The organism is Erwinia rhapontici, assembly GCF_020683125.1.
Lineage (GTDB): Bacteria > Pseudomonadota > Gammaproteobacteria > Enterobacterales > Enterobacteriaceae > Erwinia > Erwinia rhapontici.
Window position 1 is genome coordinate 3,561,303 of sequence record NZ_CP085627.1, and the last position, 18,354, is coordinate 3,579,656.

Consider the following 18,354-nt stretch of genomic DNA (forward strand, 5'->3'; position numbering starts at 1 on the left):
GATAAATGTGCGTATGACATCCTGTCGATTGCGCCATTTGCGAGAGGATAAGCACTCACGTCCATTGGCTTACGGGGCTATTTATACGCATCGTAAAAACCATGAACCAGCCAGTTCATGTCGCTGGTCGACAGGCAAACAAAAGCAGGCATTAAGATGCCATTCCAACCCCAGGGAATGACCTTCCCGGGGCTGGAATATATACTCCTGTCGTACCCGCCACCGATCTTAGTCAATCCTACAAAGCGGCACGCACGTCGAGATACTGCTGCTGTTTCATATGGCGGATCAGCACCTTGCCTTCCGGCATAAATTCGGTGCCGTAGCGCACAAGGCCGATGCCTTTCAGCTCGGCATCAATAGCGTAGCGCAGCTCACCGGGCATCGTTTGTGGCAGCATGTCGACCTTGATGCTGTTGAGACGAGGCTCAAAACGTAGCAAAACACCGGACAGCGTGGTCATCAGCTCATGTGCGGTGCCGGGCATCCCCTACAGGATCCTGGTCATATCCGGCAGACCGTAATCGGGCAGATGCGCCAGCGTTCCGGCGCGGCAGTTGAGGATGCGCTGCATATTGTCGAGTACTGAGAGGATCACCTGGTTCTCGTCGCTAACATGGTGCAGATCGAGGCCACCCTCAAAATTGCCGAACAATATTTCATACAGCGAGGGGGAGTGGTGTGAGTGAGGCATTACTTTTCCTTAAGCGGTTGCAGGGCCAGGCTGTTGTCGCCAGCTTCCAGTACGCGGGGCCTGTTCTGGTCCAGCATTTCGCGGTCCAGCACCTGCCGCCAGTGATTCTTCGTTAAGTCAGGGTGGCGAAACAGCCCCACCACGGCGACAAAGGCGGCCTTCTCTTCCAGCGGCATAGTGAGGTTAACCGCACCGCCAGGGCTGAGCACCACGTCACGGCTGGCAAGGAGATCGTCACCCAGCAATGCGTCACCGTCGTACGCAATCTGCTGATAAACCAGCGTATCGAAGGTTTTACGATCTTTGAGCTGATAAACGCGGATAATCAGCGACTGCGGGGTGCTATGATTTTCCCGGGTGTCGGTGTTAAGCGCTTCACGCGCGGTGAAATCGAGGTGCAAGACCTTAATTGTTTTATAGAAAATGGAGGACACCGCAGAACGGGTGCCGTCAGAGACGCTCTGCGTCAGACCGCAGCCGGTCAGGCTGACGGCCAGTAACGGTAACAGCCAGCGGAAAAATTTAGTTAAACTGGTAGATAACACGCTGATTTCCTTGTCGGATTGGGGTTGGTTGCAGGCCGCGATAGCTGCCAAGTTCGGTAGTAAACGTCTGTGGAATGTCCTCAGGCACTGTTTCACCCTCCACGCCCAGCACGCCATTCATACCCAGCCAGAACGGGGCTTCGCCGAGGGGAACAACGGGCAACAGCGCCGTACTGACGGTCAACCGGATTTTCGCTTTAAAGCGCCAGCCCAGATAAACGCGCAGCATCACCAGAAAGTCCTGATACAGCTGGCCGTCCGGCTTCCAGCCCTGCACTTCACTCTCGCTGTCAGTGATCAGCTCAATCAATAGCTGGCTACTGGTATCCATCACTTCATCACCCAGCGGCATGTTGCCATCCAGCAGAAAGTCCTGCTCACCGTAAAAACCAAGCGGCTGGCTGATTTCAATCGGACGCAGAGAGTACGGGCTGACCCGCGCCTGTGTCTCCGGGGCCAGTAGCCGCACCAGCGCCTGCACACCCTCCTCCGTTTTCGCTGGCTGACGCAACACGCCCAGCAAGGCAAGAAAACGCGAGACCGGGGTGCCAATATGGCGGGCGGTGCCGGGAATACCCAAGCCCACCAGCCCAAGCAGTGACTGGGAAATACCGTCCGTTCCCCCGTTCTCGAAGCTGGCCGGATAAGAGTATTTGCGCCAGATGCGATAGAACTGCGTGAGGATGCGATGGCTGAAGATATCCAGAAAATCCTGCAGCGCCTCGTGCCCTTCCCGTCGCTGACTGATGTCATCGAGGTAAGCCGTCGGTAGCGCAGAATCCACCCCATAGACACCCATAAAGGTGGTACGGACTTTGGGTGCTGTCATGGCATCATCGTCACTGTATTCGACGCTTTTCAGCTCACTGGCGGGGAACCCCATCCCCGGCCAGGGCGCGAACCGCACCGGATCATGGTGCGGATGCGCGCTACTGCCCAGCGGCGGACGATCCGGATTCTGCTTTTCTAACAGCTGACAGAAACGGTAAAAGTTCATCCGCGTCAGCTCGTCTTCCAGCCGTGGACTCAGCCGGGAATACGGCGATGGTGTTTCTCTTCCCATTCCAGGCGTTCTCCGGTGGGTTGCAGGATGATAATCAGGCGGTTAAACAAGTAGATATCGGTATACAGCGCGAAGAAGCGGCTGAGCATCTCCCCAAACAGACAGATATCGCCGTGCCCGGCAAAACCGTGACTGTCGAGCGTGACCTCGATCTGCACGCCGCGCAGCAGGTAACCCTGTTCAAAGCGTTCCGTTTCGCTGTGGCGTACATCGACAATCGCCTCCAGACGGCGGCGGTTCATCTCGCTGTCCGTCCACTCATACAGCGCCAGCGTGCCGCGCAGCACGTCGGCATTGTCCATCATCGACAGAAAGTGGCTGCCAAGGTGGCTGAGCACACGCCAGTGGAAGCGGTCGCGGTCTGGCGGGTAGCAGGGCAACGTGGGTGCACAAAGGTTGCGCACACCGATGCGGGTCGACGTGGCTTTCATCGTCGTATCCAGCACCGAGCCTTGCAGGGCGCGACGCGGAAGCTGACCATTCGTACCGGTCAGCGTCAGCGACAGGCTCTCTTCCGGCGGCACCGTATGGTGATCAAAGGCTTCGCCCCCCAGGATTAACCAGGTGTTATGCAGCCCGGACACGCCACGCCGCACGCGCGTATGGTAGTAATACTCCGGTGCCTCGTGGCGCATCATGCCGCCCTTGTGACGAAAGCTGGAGAACGGCACGTAAGTGTGACCGCCGGAGGACATCACCGAATCCACGGAGTAAATCTCGGTGTGCCCGTCCTGTATGCGCATCGGGCGCAGCAGGTACTCGGTTTGCAGCGAGTTAAGCGTCAGCGGGTCGGACTCCAGCGGGAAAAGATTGATCACCGGCGTGCAGTGCAGCCGCAGGTGCTGCTCCGTAAACGTGAAGTCATGCTCCCAGCGCTGCGCCAGCACCACGTCAATTTCAAACCATGGCAATCCGGCAGGCAGCACCCGCTTTTCCAGACCGCGCAACCCGGTAAACATAAACTTCTCGCGAAAGGTGAAGTACTCCAGCAACAGCTGATAGCCGCTGAAGCTGCTGTTCCCTGTCGGCCACAGTGCATCATTCTCACCAAAACCGAGGGCAGTAAATCGGGCCTCCAGCGGCTGGCGATCAACATCCCCCGGCAGACGCAGCCACAGTTGGGCAACGTTAAGGGTAAAGGCATGATGCATCGCGCAGGCCAGCGGCGCGTCAGCGTTGAAATAGAACGGGATCAGGCTTAAGTCCATCCGGCTCCAGTCCGCCAGGCTGCTGCACACAAAGCGCAGGCGCACTACCGAACGGCCATCCACATCAGCTGTGAGGGTAACCTGGTCCAGGGACAACGGCTGCAAGGTGATGTCCTGCGTGGTGGTATAGCAGCAGCGGGTCGCCTTCTCGCCTATTGGCCGGGACAGCACCTCAAATCCCTTCGCCACCGACAGCGGCTCTTTCATTTCACGCCAGTCCGGGGTGAACGCCACCACCGACATCGACGGAATGGTGCGCAGGTAATGCGGCCACAGCATGGTCACCAGCCCTTCCGTCAGCTCCGGCAGGTCATCGTCCAGCTTTTCCCGCAGGCGGCCCATCATAAAAGCGAAGCCTTCAAACAGGCGCTCAACATACGGGTCGCGCGCGCCCGATTTATCAAGGTTAAGCATTGCGGCCCGGTCCGGGTGGGCACGGGAAAATTCTTCACCTGCTTCAAGCAGGTAGCGCATTTCAGCGTCGTAATAACGCAGGGTTAGATCGTCCATGAGGAAGTTACTCAGTGTTGAAATCAGATTTACGGCATGAACCTTTTGCGTGGCGCAAAGAGCCTGGCGGTAAAGATAAACGGAGGGAAACAGCGGCATCAGCCGATTTTTGTCCCCCATGTCTCCAGCAGATTGTTGATGACAGCCACCCTCTGCTGATGCTGTGCAATGGCGATTTTTTCACTCTCCTGTGCGGCCAGTAACCCGGGCGTATTGCTGGCAGGGAGCCTGCGCGCGGCGGTCAGCACCTCAACCGTCCCGCTCGCCACTTCACGCACCTTATGCACCTCCGTCACCCCGTCCTGTCCGTTTCGGGACGCAACAATGTATTCCACCGGCCCGGAAACCTGCGTTGAACCCACGACTTTTCCTTCCAGGTAGATCAGCTGCAGCTGTTTGTTGGCGATGTTGCCGCAGTAGATCATACGGTAACGAAAGTAACCACCCCAGGGCTCACGCCCGCCGAGCGTGCTCTGCATAAACCAGGCACGCGAGTCGTGGATCTGGTCATCGTAAAAGGCCAGCAACTCTGCCATAGGAGCGGTGCGAGTGCCGGTACCCAGCCTGTCGGTGAACAGGCGGGCATAGTGATAGTCGCCGTCTTTGCGCATCTGCTCATACTCTTTGGTTTCATCATCGCCGTTAAACAGATACACCGGATGCTTTAGCACACCATCCAGCGCGATCTGTGCGATTCTTTCCAGCGGATCCCCGTTGATATCGCGATACCAGTGACGGTAATCATGTTCGAATTCGCGGGCTGCCTCGCGAAACTGATGGCGGGCGTTAGTCGGGTCATAGTCCGGTGGACCCGGCGGAATCTTCTCCTGCCAGTCCGCGCGCTGGCGGTTAACGGCGTTGAGCACCTTGTGGTGGGCAGCGATTTTTTTATCGTATTCGCGTTTCTCTTCCGCCATCCCGGCGGCGTCTTTCTGCGGTGCATGCAGGTAGAATGGCTGGGCCAACAGGCTGTTATGGGCATAGCGCCCGATGCGCCACGCGGTCATCCATGCCATCTGTACCCTAACCGCACTTTCCAGCGTTTTAGGAATGGGTTGCGGGTGATAACCCGGTTTTCCCGCAGGCATGCGGTCTTCGGCTGGCACATCGGTAAGCAGGGTTTCACGCCAGAGATTGAAGCGGTTGATCAGGACAGGTGCCACAGCAAATTCAGTAGTAGAATCTTGTGACATTTCTCGCGAAGGCCGCATATGCTGAATCAACGGCGTGACTATATCTGCCCGCACGGTCAGCGGCGCCCCCGCGTCAAAGGCGGCGGCATACAGATCGTGCAGGATAATCTGTGACAGCAATTCACCGACGCCGCCCCGGGATTTCCCCTGGTCAGCGGCCGGGTAGCCGCCGCCAACGTCAGAGTGCATCCCCGGATAGACCACCTCCTGCGTTTGGGACGGGTAGCGGCCATCCGGCCGTCGCACGGAGTCAAGTGGAAAGCTCAGGCGTTGCTCGTGGGCGGCAATAAAATGTTGGCAGCACTTCATCAGGCCGGGAAAACGGCTGGCTGAAGGCAGTTGCTGGGTGCCACTGGCCCAGCTCATATGGCCATCAAAGCCTGGTACCAGGTGCGCAATCCCTACCGAAGGCACGGTGTCCAGCAGCCCGAGAAACTCAATGCTGACCGGCAGCCCGAGCAGCGACAGTTCCACCCTGTCGCCATCGGGGTCGATAAACAGCTCTGATAGCCAGTTGACAAAAGTACGCGCCTCCGCCGCACCGCGCGAAAAGCCGTAAATAAACAGCTTAATCGCCAGCAGATGTGGCTGAACCCTATTGACCCTGGCACGCAGCGGCTCCAGCAGTTTATCGATGGCGCGGCGGCGGTTAACTTCGCCGCTGAGCGGCCAGGGCGCACGCATCGTGGCGAGGTTGTCGCGTGCCACGCTGTCGCTCAGTCCCTGACGGGTTGGCGTAATGGCCGTCATCAGCGCATCCACCAGACGCAGCAAGGCCCAGTTAATTCGATCTTCCCCACCGGCGGCATATTTCAGGCCATCGCCGCTATAGCTAAACTCATTGATTTCAGGGAAAGGGGTGCCTACGCCAGGCATATAGTAGCGGAAGTATCCCTGGCTCTCCGCATCCTGATAGGTAGCATGATAGAGCTTAGCGATATTGGTGGGATGGGGTGGGTTAGCGAAATCAGTATCATTTTTTTCATTATTACCCGTACCATCGAAGAACAGGCTGATATGCAGGCTGTGGCAACAGGGGGGCATGACGAGCTTCCCCGCCTGCTGAGTTAATTTGTCCCGGTACAGCCTCTCCTCTACAATTTGTTTTTTATAATTAACCCTGACCTGCTCCGGGGTTAACAGCAGCCGTCCCCCTTCGGGGAATTCCGGAGGTGCCCAGCAGGGCAACGCGAGATTTATTTTGGACATTGTGCTGGCTCCTTCATATCCAGTGGCTCTTTTATTGGGTAGTTTGGCGTGCCATAACCATCACATATCGTGGTCACTTTGACCTGATTGCAGGGAAGAAAATGCACCGTTATTCCACAGCGCTCTTCACCATATTCGGGGATATCGACTACCGCACTATATTTCTGGAAACTGGATTTTACTTCTTTTTCCCATTTCAAATATTCATCCCAATCCTCATAACCTGGGAATTTAGATGCAGTTTTAGGATCCACTTCCCACTCCACATGCGCTTTTAATCCTGGCGTCCATTTATCTGGCAACATCACACAACAATACCCTCCACCTAAACCCGGTGCGCGGTAGCCGTTAACCTTAAACCAGTTAATTGTTTTCCCGGAAACATGGTTTTTTGCTCTTAAATCGCCAGCGGTATACCTCTCATAACCTGCATGTGAGCAACCTGAAATCAATAAAATCAAAAAAACCAGTAACATCCATTTATGCATAGTATGCACTCCTTTTTTATAAACACGGATAATCACCACCGAGTGAGCGTTATTTCGGGCATTGTGCTGGCTCCTTCATATCCAGAGGTTCCTTAATCGGATAGTTTGGCGTGCCATAACCATCACAGATAGTGGTCACTTTGATCTGATTGCAGGGCAGAAAATGCACCGTTATTCCGCAACGTTCTTCACCATACGGTGGGATATCTACTATAGTGCTATGCTTATGAAAACTAGTTTCGATCTCATCCTTCCATTTATTAAACTTAATTCGATCATGATAACCTGGGAATTTAGATGCAGTTTTAGGATCCACTTCCCACTCCACATGCGCTTTTAATCCGGGCGTCCATTTATCAGGAAGAAGAATGCAGCAGGCATTTCCTCTTACCCCACCTCCGTAACCATTAACTCTGAAATAATTAATTCCCTGTTGAGTGTGATTGTAACCACGCAAATCCCCAGCAGTGTAACCACCACTTTCGGCCTGAGAACAACCTGATATCAGTAAAACCAATAAAACAAACAACATCCATTGACGCATAATAAATCTCCTTTCCTTACAAATACGAGTAGCGTCGCAGCACAATATTTATTTCGGACATTGTGCTGGCTCCTTCATTTCTCTTGGTTCCTTAATTGGGTAGTCAGGCGTGCCATAACCATCACAGATAGTGGTAACTTTGATCTGATTGCAGGGCAGAAAGTGCACCGTTATTCCACAGCGTTCTTCACCATACGGTGGGATATCTACTATAGTGCTATGCTTCTGAAAACTAGTTTCGATCTCATCCTTCCATTTATTAAACTTAATTCGATCATGATAACCTGGGAATTTAGATGCAGTTTTAGGATCCACTTCCCACTCCACATGCGCTTTTAATCCTGGCGTCCATTTATCTGGCAGCATCACACAACAATACCCTCCACCTAAACCCGGTGCGCGGTAGCCGTTAACCTTAAACCAGTTAATTGTTTTCCCGGAAACATGGTTTTTTGCTCTTAAATCGCCAGCGGTATACCTCTCATAACCTGCATGTGAGCAACCTGAAATCAGTAAAATCCAAACAACCAGTAACATCCATTTATACATAGCATGCACTCTTTTTTTATAAACACGGATAATCACCACCGGGTGAGCATTATTTCGGGCATCGTGCTGGCTCCTTCATTTCTCTTGGTTCCTTAATTGGGTAGTTTGGCGTGCCATAACCATCACAGATAGTGGTAACTTTGATCTGATTGCAGGGCAGAAAGTGCACCGTTATTCCGCAGCGCTCTTCACCATACGGTGGGATATCTACTATAGTGCTATGCTTATGAAAACTAGTTTCGATCTCATCCTTCCATTTATTAAACTTAATTCGATCATGATAACCTGGGAATTTAGATGCAGTTTTAGGATCCACTTCCCACTCCACATGCGCTTTTAATCCTGGCGTCCATTTATCTGGCAGCATAATGCAGCAGTAACCGCCTCCTTCACCATAAGCCCCCATATTAGGGCCACCATAACCATTGACGTCCATATAATTAACAACGAAAGGTGTATGATTAATCCCTCGTATATCACCGGCGGTATAACCACCATTTCCGGAACGGGAACAACCTGAAATCAGTAAAATCCAAACAACCAGTAACATCCATTTATGCATAGCATGGGTGAGCGTTATTTCGGGCATTGCGCTGGCTCCTTCATATCCAGAGGTTCCTTAATCGGATAGTTTGGTGTGCCATAACCATCACATATCGTGGTCACTTTGATTTTATTGCAGGGAAGAAAATGCACCGTTATTCCACAGCGTTCTTCACCATAGGGTGGAATATATTTTGGAGGTTTGCAGCGTGTTTAGCATAAACCTGACCATCATTAGTCACCCTATCCTGAGCCTATTCCCCCCTCCCCTTTGATTTACCCGCACAGTACCGCAGCACATGCCGGGTCGAGGTTAATCAAGCCGGAGAGCAGTTGGTCCATCTCCGGTTGCAGGCGGGTTTTATCCGTCTCGCTGCGCGCGGCTTTAATGCGCAGCAACTTCAGCCGCCGGGCTTTCACCTCAAACAGCAACTCAGGTGACCACTGCTGCAACGTCAGTATCTGCGCCCTGCTGTCCAGCTCACCCAGTAAATGCAGTGAGAGATCATTCCTGCCATATTGTTCCGCAACCCGGGCCATTAGCAGACGCATCAGCCAGCGGTCACGGACAGAGGTCATGCCAGGACGAGATTGTAACCAGCTAAATGCAGCTTCTATTCCTTCGCTATCCGCCAGCGTCAGCAGCTCCGGCTCCAGCATCAGCACGTCTTCATCACTCGACGATACCGATGTGACTGGCTCCGCTCTCCAGCGACCAAGGTCATCCATCACCTGCTGATTGATCCAGTTCAGAGTGACATCATCTGCAAACGGCGTGCCGTCGTTAAAAGCCAGTGTTTCCAGCTCGGGCAGGCGCGACAGCAAACTTTTCATGCCCCGGCAGAGGATATCGGCGCGGACCGTATCGACGTCCATCTTCACCAACGCCTGCCAGGCGTACCATTGCAAATCCAGCCACAGATGGTTGACGCCCTGGGAAAACAGGCTGTCGGCATGCTCCAGCAGCGCCATCCAGTCCTGTTGCAGGTAAAGCCGTTTGAGGTGAGCGCGGTGGTCCGGCTTCGGTGGTGCAAGGCGTGAACAGCCGCTGGCATCGAGCTGGGGCAGATCGGTCAGCGTGTCCCAGCGAATACTTTTCATCAGATGGTGGCCCGCCAGCCAACCGCCAGGCTGATCGCGCAGGTAACCCGCCAGCATTTTCGCCTGATCAAGCAGGTCACGGCCTGAGGTCACGGCGGCCATCAGCGGGGCAGACGCTGATGGCACGGCGGAGGATGAAAACGCATCGCAGCTGGTCTGTGGCACCAGGCTGCCCGCGCCACCACTCTGCACCAGCCGGGTTTCCAGCGCCAGGCATAGCCCGGTGAGCTGCGGGCGCTGCTCCTCTGCGAATGACTGCATTGCCCGCTCCGCCAGCAGAAGTGCACCGGTGATACGCTGCATAACAGCCATATCCACTTCCGGGTAGAGCGACAGGCTGTCGAGTACGCGCCCGCTGCCGAGCCACTCCAGCGCAGATTTTCGACTGCGCTCGCGCTGTGGGTGCAGCTGTACGCCGAAGCGTTGTAACATTGCAGCCAGCAGTTCCAGCCCTTCCGCCAGCCCGGACTCGCCATCCTGGTGCAACCGTGCCCAGATATAAAAAGTCACTACGCGCAAATCTTTGCTTACCGTGGTCAGCAGCTTTTCACTAAGCTGGCAAATTAGTGCGGTATCAATACAGGAGAGTTTATTCACCTCTTCGCGGATGCGTTGAAAGTCATCGTCATAGCCGGGATCATCACCCGCTGGCTGCGTATCACTGAGCGGCAGTAACCAGGGGTTCCAGTCGTCTGCCCGCCCCTGTGCCTGCTGGATCAGCGGGCCTTCGTCTGCGTGGCAGGCATTCACAATGTTTTGCAGCGTGCTCATTCGTCTCCTCCTTCTGTGGCAGGCATTGCATCATTCCCCGACAGCGCCTGAGCGGCTATCGTCGCATCGACGCTAAAAATCTCTGCCGGCAGCGTGAAATTACGCAGCTGCAGCAGCTCCAGCGGGCCGCTGCCCAGCTGGGAGCGCAGCACCCACTGCAGCGTCCGCCCATCCGGCGCCGCAAAGCTCATCATCCACCGCCCGCCGTCAAGCTGCCGCCGCTTACCCTGCTCCAGCCAGCGGATCAGGCCCCACGTCCCGCTCCAGTCGCCAAACAGCCGGGCTCCCGCCGCCGCGGTGCTCCACGTCAGCATCGTGCCCGGTCTGAAGGTCTCCCCCGGCCAGCGGAACGTCCGCCACTCCGCCATCTGGTTAAAATAGCGCAGCGTCTGTCCGTCAACGGTCAGCTGCGTTTCCACCACCTGCGCCACCGGGCGCGCCTGCAGCTCAAAGCGGATGCCCTGCTGCCCGTCGGTGAACAGCACGTCCGACAGCCCGCTCAGCTGGTTCAGCGCCTTCAGGAACGCCGGGTTGAAGGTCAGCCCCTGGCTGCTGGTGCTGTCCGGCACCCAGCGGCTGCCCTCCTTATGCAGCACGCCGCCCAGCTCCGCGTTAAGAAAACGCTCGATGCGCCCGCTGTCCTTACGCAGGAACTCCGCCAGCATCGGCAGCGAGGCCTCGTTGTCGCTGGCCGCAAACGGGTAGCGCCCGTCAAACGCGCTGCGCCACGGCGTCACCACCGAGCGGCTCCATTTCGCGTTCAGGCTCGCCGCCGACGGCTGCAGCACCGTCTCCCACGCCCGGGTCAGCGGCTGCACGAACACCGTCTGCCCGAACCCGCTCCACTCCTCCCCGAGGCTGGCGGCCATCAGGCTGCCGTACTGGCGGGTGTCGGTCAGGTCGACGCTGTTGCCCTTAAACACCGTCTGCGCCAGCGCCTGCATCCTCTCCTGCGGGTCCGCGCTGCCCGCCACCTGCTGCAGCCGCAGGCGCACGCGGGTGAGGCGCGTCAGGTACGTCTGCAGGCTCAGGCCGTCGTCGCCGGACGCCGCGCTGTGACGCCCCGTCAGGCTCAGCAGCGGGCCAAAGGTGGCATCCAGCGGCCCCTGCGGCCCGGTCGCACTCTGGTCGATAACCGGCTTCTGGCCGCTGCCCGTCAGCGCCTGCGCCGATTTAATCAGCGTGTCCGACAGCGCCTCGCTTTTCTGCCCCGCCTGCCCCTGCCACGCCAGCTGGTTCATCAGCGCAATCAGCGGCGACTGGCGCACGTCGCTCATCAGCGTCAGCTGGTCCGTCACGTCGGCAACGTTGTCCACCGGGTTGAGCCGCAGGCCGTTAAGAAAGTTCAGCCAGCCGCCGGCAAAGTCGGTGAAGTAGCGCGCCGTCAGCCGCGCCTTCAGCGCCTCCGGCGACAGGTCAGCCGGCGCCGGCTGGCGGCCGTCGCTCAGCACCCAGTCAATCTCCTCGCGGCGTGACCTGGCCGCCTTTTCAATCGCCTGCTGCACGCCCCCTTCCCACGCCTGGCGGGTAAACATGCCCGGCACCACCGCCTCCGTGGTGAACAGGCGGCGGGCGTCGGTGCCCGCCGTCATGTCCTCCAGCGTCAGGTCGGCAAAGCTGCGGCGCACCGACTGCAGCACCGCCTGATACAGGGTGCTTTCGGCGTTGCGGCGGCCAACCTGCTGCAACAGCAGCTGGCGGCTCTGGCTGACCAGCGTGGCGTCCGGGGTGATGGCCCACTGCGGCCGGTGCGGCAGCTCGCTGATATAAAATGCCCACAGGTCCGGCGCCAGGGCCTGCCACAGGCCGGGAGATATCCCGTCACGGGACGGCTCAACCGTCTTCATCACCTGCGCGTAAAACGCCCCGTCCACCCTGTCCGGGCGCGCCATCATCAGCCACGCCTTCAGCCGGTCGTAGCCAGCCTTTGCCCCGGCGGCGCGCTGCGGGCTGTCCGGCGGCAGGTCGGCCAGCGCCCTGAGCGCCCGGTGCAGCGCGGCAGCGGCCGGGTCACGTATCAGGCGGGTATTCGCCACCCCGTACCAGGGCATCACCGCGTCAAGCAGCGGCGTGGTGTGGTCGAGGCCGAAGCGCTGATACCAGGGCGTACCGTCCTGCTCCCGGTGCTTCAACAGCCCGGCCCCGTTGCGCAGCGCGTGCAGGCCAGTCAGCTGCCGGTCGGAGACCTCAGGCGCCTGCACCAGGGCGCGGGCCTGCTCCGCCACGCTGACAATCTGCTGGCGGTTGAGCGCGAAGGAGAGCAGCATCCCCGCGCCCCACAGGCCGAGAGCGGCCATCAGCGCCCGGGCCAGCGTCTGCTGCCAGGGCAGGCCAACCCGGCGGCCGCGCAGGCGGGTGCAGTCCTCCACCACGCCCTGCCAGGTGACGGGCAGCGTCAGGGCATGGGGCGGCAGCGCCGCCGTATCGCCGGATGCGCACGCACCGCTCTGCGGCAGGCTGAACATCAGGCCGCGCAGGACGATGCGCCGCTGCGCGGCGTGCAGCCACGGGGTGAGCTGTTCCTGCCAGCGTTCGCTGCCGCCCTGCGCCAGCCGCTGCCCGAGGCGCAGCAGGAAATCATGGGACAGGCTCTGCGCAATCTGCGCCATGCCCAGCTCGCGCAGCGGCGGCAGCAGGCCGTTGAGCTGTGAGGTGATATCCTGCGGCTGCGCGCGCGGCGGGAAGGTGGCTCCGACCGCCTGTTCGGTGCGTCCGGCCTGCGGCCAGTCGCTGTGGCACAGCTGCCACAGCCACACCGGCGGCTGATAACGCAGCAGCGTGCCGATGCTCTCCAGCGCGCGCAGGTCGGCGTCGCTCTGCTGCGGCGTGAGGCTCTGCTCCGCCCCCAGCACGCGGATAATGCCGTCCAGCGGGCGGCCCCGGCGCAGGGTGCGCAGCGCGGCGAATCTATCGGCATCCGGTGCCCCGCTCAGGCTGCCGCCGTCAATCAGCACGGTGCGGCTGCCTTCCAGCCACTGCTGCGCCTGCAGGCCGGGGAGCAGGGCTGCGCGGGCGGCATCGTCGCCAACGACTAAAAGCAGGCGTACCCTGTAGCGCCAGAGCAGGCCGTAGCGGGAATGGAGGTGAGTTTTTAGCGGTGAGGTGAAGTGCAGGGATGCTTTCACGGTTTTAGCCGCTGTCTTTTCCGGCCCGGCGCTTTGCTTCACACGGTTAATTATCCACAGTTGGATTGCCAGGAAGGCCAGCATGATCAAACATGCCAGTACGGTCCAGATAATGCCGCAGACGATCAGTATTGAACGGATGACTGGCCATTCTGTTGAAGCACTCTCAACAAAAAACCAGTACCCCAACCCTGCAAGCAGAATAATCAGGGTGATCGCCGCCACCGCCAGTACACCGGTAAATGCCGCAGAGATACGTTGAGTTTGTTGTGTGGCTTTATCCTTTTCCATAAGGCTTAACAATTCCAAGTGCGAGTGTGTGTTGAGGATCGGTAGCTATCCAGCCGCAGGGTTGTTGTTGATGCCGGGCCTGGATCGCCGCCAGGGAGATAACGATCAGCGGCTGCATGTTTCCCACATCGCCCCAGTAACTGTCCTGCAGGTGATGCGTGACATTCCAGCCGGTTTCGGCCAGTTGTGGCAGTTCAGGATGGGAAAACAGCATGCATGCATCCGGGGCATCGTCGATGTCGCTCTGCTTCAGGGCTCGCTGGCAAACGTCCTTCAGCGCATCAGGCGTCAATGCAGAAAAAACTTCGCCACGCGGCATTACAACAGGGCCTTCAGCCGCTACCCGCCAAAGCACCGCCGACTCGCCGGCGGGTAACCGACGGCCAGAAGAAGCGGCGCAGGACTGGCATCCGGCCAGCAGAAATTGCCTGCCCTTATCCTGCTTTAACCTTGCTGCCATTCGCGATAGCGTCTCTTCACCGTTCCAGATTTCAGGTTCTGTGGGTAATGCCACCTCAGGAAAACTCGCCACCATCTGCGAACGAAATGCCTGCCAGGCGGGTTCACTGCCCAGCCAGAAGACGCCGGCAAAAGAGCTGACCGGTTCACTCTGTTCTTTCTGCCATAACAGCACCAGTGAACACGCCAGCTGCTGCTCACGTGCCACCACATCGCTGGAGAAAGTACGGGCAATGCGCAGGGCCTTACCGCCGGGTTCCTGCTCCTGCTCCGGCGGGCGCTGTTCGCGGCCCAGTACGTGCTTCCAGTCTGATTCGTCACTGCCTGCCGGCCCAATCAGCAGAATTTCACGCAGTGCCAGCGTGCTTTGGTGCACTTCCCACCACAGATGATGTTCATGCGCCACGGCCTGCTGCCAGGTCGTGGCATGATGCAACGAGGCACGGTAATAGACCAGACGGCACAGCCAGAGCACGCCAGTGATAGCCAGAGCGAGCAGCATCAGCGTAAAAATCATGCTGCTGCCACTCTCCCCCTTCAGTAACAGAGCCGCACTCCCACCCGCCAGCAGCGTGAGCAGCGATCCCGCCGCCAGCCACTTTTTGCTGGCGGGCGGGGTTGCGGTTTTCCAGAGCGGGAACTCGGGTAACGCTCTCACTTCGCAATGCCGCAGTCGGGAAAGGAGCTAACCAGCGTGCAGCCACAGGCGCAGCGATGCCCGTGCAGCGCAACGGACTTACCATCAACCTTCGACAGCTCGCTACCCTCGCTGATAGTGGTCATACCGTGCTTGTTACATGTGACCGGGTCCCCCTTTGCGGCAATGCCTTTGCCAAAGCAGAGGTAATGCCCCGCCAGCACCTTACCGCCATACTCCCGCAGGGTGTCTCCCTCACGTATAATCTTTTTCATCAGGTTCCCTCCTGTTATTATGCGGTGATGACCGACTGCGCTTTTTCCCGCCAGGCAGACTGAATGGCAGACTTAGCCAACTCCAGCCGTTGCGCCGCGATCGCCACTTTTTGCTGCGCCACCACCTCACCCGGCTCGGTTGTGAATGCCTTCAGCAACCCGGCACCCGGCAGCATCGAGACTGGTTTACCGGAAAGAATATCCACCGCCTGGGTTTCCAGCGACAGCGCGCCGAACATTCCGGCTGCCCCCAGCAGCTTGTCCGTGACCCTTTTCTGTTTGATGATAAACGCCACGCCACCGACAAGAGTCGCCGCGCCCACCACCGCACCGGCGATCATCAGCGGCGACAGCGGTTTGTTACTTTTCTCACCGAAATAGACCATGCGGTAGCGGAAGTAGCCGCCCCAGGGTTCACGGGCACCGAAGGCGTTGTACATAAACCAGGCGCGTGAGTCGTGTACCTGGTCATCAAACAGCGCACGCACCAGCCCCGCTGGCTGTTCCGCGTTTGTGGCTTCGCCGCCATCCGGGAACAGCACCTTGAGGTGGCTGTCACCGGCGGTTTTCATCTTCAGCCACTCGCCGTACTCATTGTCGGTATTGAGCAGGTACAGGGTGTTTTGCAGCCCGGCAATGGCTTCGTAATACCATTCGCCGTCACCTTCCCGGGCGATACCCTGATAATCCTGGCGAAACTCTTCTGCCGCCTCGCGTAGCTGGGTCTGCCCCAGCGCGGCGTCGAAGTCTTTTGGCCCCTGTGGCAGCAGCGTAAATTCGTCTTTTTTCATCCCGTCGCGCATTTTTTTGCGCTCGTCATCAACCGCTTTCTGTTCCGCCCTGCGCTTGTCTTCATCAGCTTTTCGCAAGACAGGATCGCTGTGTTTATCCAGCCCGTTGGCGGCAGAGTCAACATAAAAGCGCTGGGTTTTATAGCTGCCGCCCGCGTAACGGCCAATGCGCCAGGCGGTGATCCAGGCGATCTGCTCGTCGAGGGCTTTTTCCAGGCTGACGCTGGCGCGGACTGGGGTATAGAGAACGGCCTGTTCAGCGCTGATGATTTCTGTGGAGGGGGGAAGATTCAGGGTCAGGGAACGCCAGGCGTTGAAACGCTGCACCAATAGTGGATCAATGATGAATTCAGATTGAAGTTCAGGGTTTAATTGCCGCCAGATATCTTTTTTCAGGCTATCCGGCAGCGCATCCTTACTCACCTTTAGCGGCGCACCCGCAGAAAAGGCCGCCGCATACGTCTCATGCAGGGCAATCTGCGACAGCAGCAGGCCGTCATCCGGCCCGTTGGCCTTGCCCTGGTCGCCCGGCGGGTAGCCGCCGCCGAGGTCCGAGTGCATGCCGGGGTAGAGCACCTCTTCGCTGTTGGCCGGATAGCGGCCATCGGTGCGGCGAATGGAGTCGAGCGGAAAGCACAGGCGCTGCTCGTGGGAGGAGACCAGGTGCACACAGCGCTTAATCAACCCGCCGTAGACCTTCTCAGCCGGCAGCTCCTGGGTGCCGTCGGCCCAGCCCATATGTCCTTCGGCAACCGGTGCAATATGCGGCACGCCGACCGAGGCCACGGTATCCAGCAGGCCGAGGAATTCAACGCTGAGCGGGATTTTCAGGCCGCCGGCCGCCAGGCACTGCGCCGGTTTTTTCTCCTCGCCCTCAGGTTTCGGTAACAGCCCGCTCAGCCAGTTAACAAAGGCGCGCGCGGCGGCGGCCCCGCGTGAAAAACCATACACGTACAGCTTGATCCCCAGCAGCCGGACCTGGCCCGGTCCGGCCGGATTAAGGGCGGTGCGCAGAACTTTCGCCAGCGCCGGCTCCTGCAGCAGGCGCTGGAACGCCTCGTAGCGGTTGCTGCTGCCGGTCAGACCGAAGCTTGCCATCGAGGTCCCCATTGCCTGTACGGACTGCCAGCAGGCGGCATCATCCAGCCTGTCCAGCCCGCAGGTACGACGCAGGGCATCAATGATACGCAGCAGCCCCCAGTTAATCCGTTCCTCGCCGCTGCTGGCGGTCGCCAGCCCCAGCATGCTGAAGTCAAGGTCGGACACCTCCGGGAAGGGGGTACCCACGCCGGGAATATAGTACTTGTAGTACTTATTCCCGGCGCTGTCCGGCATATCCGTCAGTTCCTGGTTTTTACTGCCCAGGCCGCCGGCATAGCCCTGGCCGATGGTGGCCTGAAACAGGCGGGCAATATTGGTCGGGTGCATCGGTTTGGCAACGTACAGGTCGTGATTGAGATTATTGCCGGTGCCGTCAAAAAACAGGCTGATATGCAGGGTCTTGCAGCATGGCGGTGCCACCAGACGGTTGGCCGCCACGCACAGCTCATCGTGGTACTTCTGCTCCTCGCTGTCCTGCTTACGGCAGTTTGCCCCCACCAGCGCAGCCTGTGAGGGCAGCCTTCCCTGATCAGGGAACTGGGGGGGATACCAGGCCAGATCGGTGATTATTTCGGACATACTTTTGGCTCCTTCATCCGTAAAGGTTCTTTAATCGGGTGGCGCGGATTGCCATAGTCGGCGCAGCTGGTGGTGACTTTCACCTGATCACAAGGTAAGAAATGTACGGTAATACCGCAGGTTTTCTTCCCCGTGTAGTCAGGAACCGGAACTGACGCGGAATGCTGTTTGTTCATGGCTTTTATTTTTTGAAACCACATACGCTGCTTTTGAGTGTAAACTACCCATTCCTGATGCCACTCTTCCCGAGTCTGCACACCTAATATTGGTTTCTTAGGTTCTGGTAACTCAGGGACATCGCTTGCGCTACCGATCCCTGTTTCCCAGTCCACCCTGACCACCATTCCCGGCTGCCACGTTGCTGGTGCACCGAAGCAGCAACCGCCCCCCCCTCCCTGGTAGGGACCGATCACATCAAGGCCGGACTGGCCGTTAACGCTGAACCGGTTTATTGCCCATTTGGTATGGTTAATGGCTTCGATGGTGCCTCCGCCGCCATGATATTCCGCCTGCGCACGCTGCTGGCCGCATCCTGCCAGCAGTAATATTGCGCACAGCACGCTGTAGACTTTCATTTGCATTACGCTCTTCCTTGTATTGTGTTTTCCGGTTTGACTGCCTGAAATCATTGAACCCTGCCCACCGCGGATGGACATGGCTGAATAATTTTTAACCTCA

General features: G+C 58.1%; 14 protein-coding genes and 2 pseudogenes. All 16 read right to left on the bottom strand.

Annotated features, from left to right (window positions below; genetic code table 11):
• Positions 1 to 238: 238 nt before the first annotated feature.
• Positions 239 to 694 (bottom strand): annotated as a pseudogene (gene tssE, locus LJN55_RS16495) (type VI secretion system baseplate subunit TssE).
• Positions 694 to 1,239: a type VI secretion system lipoprotein TssJ gene (gene tssJ, locus LJN55_RS16500; protein WP_200642876.1), complete on the bottom strand. Its 546-nt coding sequence runs from the start codon at positions 1,237 to 1,239 to the stop codon at positions 694 to 696. Before tssJ ends, tssE begins: the two are co-directional and overlap by 1 nt.
• Positions 1,217 to 2,302, bottom strand: a complete 1,086-nt coding sequence (tssG, locus tag LJN55_RS16505; RefSeq protein ID WP_227534874.1) for a type VI secretion system baseplate subunit TssG — start codon at positions 2,300 to 2,302, stop codon at positions 1,217 to 1,219. The genes tssJ and tssG overlap by 23 nt, the downstream gene beginning before the upstream one ends.
• Positions 2,266 to 4,020 (bottom strand): type VI secretion system baseplate subunit TssF, encoded by a 1,755-nt coding sequence (gene tssF / locus LJN55_RS16510; RefSeq protein WP_227534875.1) that lies wholly within the window; start codon positions 4,018 to 4,020, stop codon positions 2,266 to 2,268. Before tssF ends, tssG begins: the two co-directional genes overlap by 37 nt.
• Before the next feature lie 98 nt (positions 4,021 to 4,118).
• On the bottom strand, positions 4,119 to 6,422 hold the full coding sequence (locus tag LJN55_RS16515; RefSeq protein ID WP_227534876.1) for a T6SS phospholipase effector Tle1-like catalytic domain-containing protein: 2,304 nt from the start codon (positions 6,420 to 6,422) through the stop codon (positions 4,119 to 4,121).
• Positions 6,410 to 6,910: a DUF3304 domain-containing protein gene (locus LJN55_RS16520; protein WP_200642872.1), complete on the bottom strand. Its 501-nt coding sequence runs from the start codon at positions 6,908 to 6,910 to the stop codon at positions 6,410 to 6,412. The genes LJN55_RS16515 and LJN55_RS16520 overlap by 13 nt, the downstream gene beginning before the upstream one ends.
• A 49-nt stretch (positions 6,911 to 6,959) precedes the next feature.
• Entirely contained in the window at positions 6,960 to 7,454 is a 495-nt protein-coding gene (locus LJN55_RS16525) for a DUF3304 domain-containing protein (protein WP_227534877.1), read from the bottom strand.
• A 48-nt stretch (positions 7,455 to 7,502) separates the two neighbouring features.
• Entirely contained in the window at positions 7,503 to 8,003 is a 501-nt protein-coding gene (locus tag LJN55_RS16530) for a DUF3304 domain-containing protein (protein ID WP_227534878.1), read from the bottom strand.
• A gap of 49 nt (positions 8,004 to 8,052) precedes the next feature.
• Positions 8,053 to 8,592 (bottom strand): DUF3304 domain-containing protein, encoded by a 540-nt coding sequence (locus tag LJN55_RS16535; RefSeq protein ID WP_227534879.1) that lies wholly within the window; start codon positions 8,590 to 8,592, stop codon positions 8,053 to 8,055.
• Positions 8,580 to 8,735: pseudogene (locus LJN55_RS16540) on the bottom strand (DUF3304 domain-containing protein); the annotation flags it as partial. The gene LJN55_RS16535 and the pseudogene LJN55_RS16540, both read right to left, overlap by 13 nt.
• Positions 8,736 to 8,822: 87 nt before the next feature.
• Positions 8,823 to 10,418 carry a type VI secretion system protein TssA gene (gene tssA, locus LJN55_RS16545; protein ID WP_227534880.1) on the bottom strand — a complete coding sequence of 532 codons (1,596 nt, stop codon included), beginning with the start codon at positions 10,416 to 10,418 and terminating at the stop codon, positions 8,823 to 8,825.
• A complete protein-coding gene (locus LJN55_RS16550; RefSeq protein WP_227534881.1) occupies positions 10,415 to 13,834 on the bottom strand; it encodes an ImcF-related family protein in 3,420 nt (1,139 codons plus the stop codon). The genes tssA and LJN55_RS16550 overlap by 4 nt, the downstream gene beginning before the upstream one ends.
• On the bottom strand, positions 13,821 to 14,951 hold the full coding sequence (locus LJN55_RS16555) for a hypothetical protein (protein WP_227534882.1): 1,131 nt from the start codon (positions 14,949 to 14,951) through the stop codon (positions 13,821 to 13,823). Before LJN55_RS16555 ends, LJN55_RS16550 begins: the two co-directional genes overlap by 14 nt.
• Entirely contained in the window at positions 14,948 to 15,205 is a 258-nt protein-coding gene (locus tag LJN55_RS16560) for a PAAR domain-containing protein (protein WP_227534883.1), read from the bottom strand. Before LJN55_RS16560 ends, LJN55_RS16555 begins: the two co-directional genes overlap by 4 nt.
• 17 nt (positions 15,206 to 15,222) lie before the next feature.
• Positions 15,223 to 17,676, bottom strand: coding sequence for a T6SS phospholipase effector Tle1-like catalytic domain-containing protein (locus LJN55_RS16565; RefSeq protein ID WP_227534884.1), 2,454 nt, complete (start codon positions 17,674 to 17,676; stop codon positions 15,223 to 15,225).
• Positions 17,664 to 18,257 (bottom strand): DUF3304 domain-containing protein, encoded by a 594-nt coding sequence (locus LJN55_RS16570; protein ID WP_227534885.1) that lies wholly within the window; start codon positions 18,255 to 18,257, stop codon positions 17,664 to 17,666. The genes LJN55_RS16565 and LJN55_RS16570 overlap by 13 nt, the downstream gene beginning before the upstream one ends.
• Positions 18,258 to 18,354 lie beyond the last annotated feature (97 nt).

What these genes read in the sequence shown, in the direction of transcription:
- tssG (WP_227534874.1), bottom strand. Translation starts at nt 2,302, where the DNA reads ATGGGAAGAGAAACACCATCGCCGTATTCCCGGCTGAGTCCACGGCTG.
- tssF (WP_227534875.1), bottom strand. Translation starts at nt 4,020, where the DNA reads ATGGACGATCTAACCCTGCGTTATTACGACGCTGAAATGCGCTACCTG.
- LJN55_RS16515 (WP_227534876.1), bottom strand. Translation starts at nt 6,422, where the DNA reads ATGTCCAAAATAAATCTCGCGTTGCCCTGCTGGGCACCTCCGGAATTC.
- LJN55_RS16520 (WP_200642872.1), bottom strand. Translation starts at nt 6,910, where the DNA reads ATGCATAAATGGATGTTACTGGTTTTTTTGATTTTATTGATTTCAGGT.
- LJN55_RS16525 (WP_227534877.1), bottom strand. Translation starts at nt 7,454, where the DNA reads ATGCGTCAATGGATGTTGTTTGTTTTATTGGTTTTACTGATATCAGGT.
- LJN55_RS16530 (WP_227534878.1), bottom strand. Translation starts at nt 8,003, where the DNA reads ATGTATAAATGGATGTTACTGGTTGTTTGGATTTTACTGATTTCAGGT.
- LJN55_RS16535 (WP_227534879.1), bottom strand. Translation starts at nt 8,592, where the DNA reads ATGCCCGAAATAACGCTCACCCATGCTATGCATAAATGGATGTTACTG.
- tssA (WP_227534880.1), bottom strand. Translation starts at nt 10,418, where the DNA reads ATGAGCACGCTGCAAAACATTGTGAATGCCTGCCACGCAGACGAAGGC.
- LJN55_RS16550 (WP_227534881.1), bottom strand. Translation starts at nt 13,834, where the DNA reads ATGGAAAAGGATAAAGCCACACAACAAACTCAACGTATCTCTGCGGCA.
- LJN55_RS16560 (WP_227534883.1), bottom strand. Translation starts at nt 15,205, where the DNA reads ATGAAAAAGATTATACGTGAGGGAGACACCCTGCGGGAGTATGGCGGT.
- LJN55_RS16565 (WP_227534884.1), bottom strand. Translation starts at nt 17,676, where the DNA reads ATGTCCGAAATAATCACCGATCTGGCCTGGTATCCCCCCCAGTTCCCT.
- LJN55_RS16570 (WP_227534885.1), bottom strand. Translation starts at nt 18,257, where the DNA reads ATGCAAATGAAAGTCTACAGCGTGCTGTGCGCAATATTACTGCTGGCA.